Below are 2759 nucleotides of genomic sequence, written 5' to 3' on the forward strand. Positions count from 1 at the left end.
CTTCTTAGCAAGGTTATACTACTGGTAACAGTAAACTATAATAATTTAATGGGTATGAATGCCATTCACAATAAAGATATTGGGACCAAACAAAAAGCGCTGGCCATTAATCTTAACCCCGAAATTTATGGCTCATTTGCCGAAATAGGTGCAGGACAGGACGTAGCAGCAAACTTTTTTAAAGCCGGGGCATCATCCGGCACCATAGCCAAAACCATGTCGGCTTATGACATGCTTTTTTCAGATGCCATTTATGGGGTACAGCAAAGCCGCCGTTATGTAAGTGAACCGCGACTGATGGCTATGCTTAGCCATGAATACGGTCTCATCATTGAGCGCCTTGGTGCGCAGCGCGGCGACACTTCAACATTTTTTGCTTTCGCGGATACGATATCGGCCCTCAATTACAATAAAACCAACGAAGGCCATGGTTGGATGGGCGTACGCTTTCAACAGGAACCGAATGGGCAGTATAATGATGTGGTGATCCACGTTAAGCTGCTTGACAACGATAACAACCTGCAGCAACAGGCCGTAGGCATATTGGGTGTAAACCTGATGTATGCCTGCTTCTACTACAACGAGATCCCGCCGGTATTCCTGCTTTCGCTGATGGATAATCTCTCGCGCGACAGGATCCAGATTGACATGATCCGCTTTGAAGGGCCAAACTTTACCAAGGTAGATAATCGCCTGATGAGCCTTCACCTGGTGAAATACGGTTTTTCGGATGCGGCACTGTTCGGGCCCGACGGTGAAAACCTGCAGCCGTCTGAGGTTTTATACAAAAAGCATATCGTAATGGTACGCGGACGTTTCCGCCCGGTTATCAACGTGCATATGGATATGTTGCACACTGGTGTCAAGCAGTTCCTGCAGGAGTCGGACGTGGATAAGGAAAATGTTGTTGTGGTTACCGAGCTCACCCTGCAAGCGCTTAAAGAACGAAACGCAGATGTTAATGCCGATATCGACGAAAAAGACTTTCTTGATCGGGTAGATATCCTTGGCTCATTGGGCCAAACGGTAATGATCTCCAACTTTCACGAGTATTATAAGCTGGTGGCCTATCTGTCAAAGATCACCAAACTTAAAATGGGCGTGGTGCTTGGTTTTCCCAACCTGGAGTATATCTTCTCGGAAGAACACTATAAAGACCTGCCGGGCGGCATTTTAGAATCGTTCGCAACATTGTTCAGCCGTAAAGTTAAACTCTTTATATACCCTACCCTGCGCGATGGCGTGATCTGGAATTGCCTGCGCTTTTACCTGCCGCCTCACCTTATTGACTTGTACCGCTACCTGATAGCCAACAATAAGATAGAAGATATCAGGCATTACAACGAAAACAACCTTAACGTTGAAACAGACAATGTGCTTGACCTGATAAAAAAAGGGGCCGATGGCTGGGAAGAGTTTGTACCTGCCGAAGTTGCCACAATAATCAAAGAACGCCGCCTGTTTGGGTATGCTTCCGGCCTTGATCCGGTAAAAGCGCTTGATGCCCCACCGCCAACAGATGGAGATCGAACCGAAATTGATATAGCGTAAGCTTAAAGCTGGGATTGAGTCCTAAATAATAAAAACGGGGATGATGAATTGATTTCATCATCCCCGTTTTTGTTACTGCCTCAACCCTATCCCGGCTTAAGCGTTAGAAAACCTTTTCCTTATGGTAAAACCGACGGTTTTTGCCCAAGGATATATTTAATTCGTTCGGCTTGGCTTATGGTATCGTTTTTTAAGGTAAGTTGTTTTCCTTCAAGTTGTTCGTAATTAACGGCAACGCTATTACCGGATGATGCTGTTTTGATCACCTCTACCGATTCAACATCCGAAGGGATCTTTGCGCCAAACCAGTGATCGTCCTCCTGTTGCGTCCAGGTTACTAATGTAAATACTTCATTTGCAGCCACTATCTTGTTTCCATCAATTGCCGATTTCAAAGCAAGGTCATTCCCGTAAAGTGTTGAAGCTGTTCCCTTGGTTTTGTTAACAAACGAGGTGATCACTTTAAGGCCGTCGAGGTCATATTTTGGCGATGACGGCAGCGCGGCTTTAGTATTGTATAACTCAACCTGTTTATTGTCAGAGCAGGCCGCCAGCATTAACGTGCATGCTATAAGTAAACTATATAATGTTTTCATGGGCTTAGTGTTTAATTGGTAGCGTAAATACAAAATCTTCGGCAGCCATTGGTTTATGGCAATTCATACACTCTTTGGTAAATAATACATTGGCACCACCATAAGGCACCATCTTTGGTGTTTTAAACCTTGCCCAGCCCCATCCGTAGGTAGATGCATACTTTTTGTCGTCTTTTATCATGTATTCTACCTGTTTAAATTCGCCGGTATGGGTAGTTCCGTCTTTATCCTGTAGCTGCGCCCAGGCCACTTTGGCAAATATGGCCCCATTTGGCCATGGGTGGATGTTGTTTTCTTTGATGGCTTTTACGGCGATGTCATTGCCAAAAATCACACGCAAGGTATTATTGTCAAAACGTTCGGTAGTGCTGATAGGCTGCCAGTTTTTATAATCGGGGATATACGAGATGCCGTTTGCGGCAGTTGGCAATTTGCTGATAGCTGTTTCATTTTTTTGCCAGTGCTGATATTGCCTGTCTACCGCATTGATAACCGCAGTATCGGCAGGCTTGCTGTGAACCATCGAAGCAAGGTAATTTTTCAAGACGGCCAGATCTGCCGCTGATACCTTTGCGTCAGTATGAACAGCTGCATAGCTTGGCAAAGGCATAG

The 2759-nt window shown here is 45.2% G+C and carries 3 protein-coding genes; 1 reads left to right on the top strand and 2 read right to left on the bottom strand.

Annotation, left to right across the window (positions count from 1 at the left end; translation table 11 throughout):
* Positions 1-1551: hypothetical protein (locus VF500_RS00775; RefSeq protein ID WP_330857846.1), on the top strand; the 1551-nt coding region annotated here is incomplete at its 5' end.
* Positions 1552-1670: 119 nt separating this feature from the next.
* Here VF500_RS00775 and VF500_RS00780 read toward each other — a convergent pair.
* A complete protein-coding gene (locus VF500_RS00780) occupies positions 1671-2147 on the bottom strand; it encodes a hypothetical protein (RefSeq protein ID WP_330857847.1) in 477 nt (158 codons plus the stop codon).
* A gap of 4 nt (positions 2148-2151) precedes the next feature.
* On the bottom strand, positions 2152-2759 hold a 608-nt coding region (locus tag VF500_RS00785; protein WP_330857848.1), incomplete at its 5' end, for a cytochrome P460 family protein.

The sequence above is a fragment of the Mucilaginibacter sp. genome, from assembly GCF_036383575.1.
Taxonomy (GTDB): Bacteria; Bacteroidota; Bacteroidia; order Sphingobacteriales; family Sphingobacteriaceae; genus Mucilaginibacter.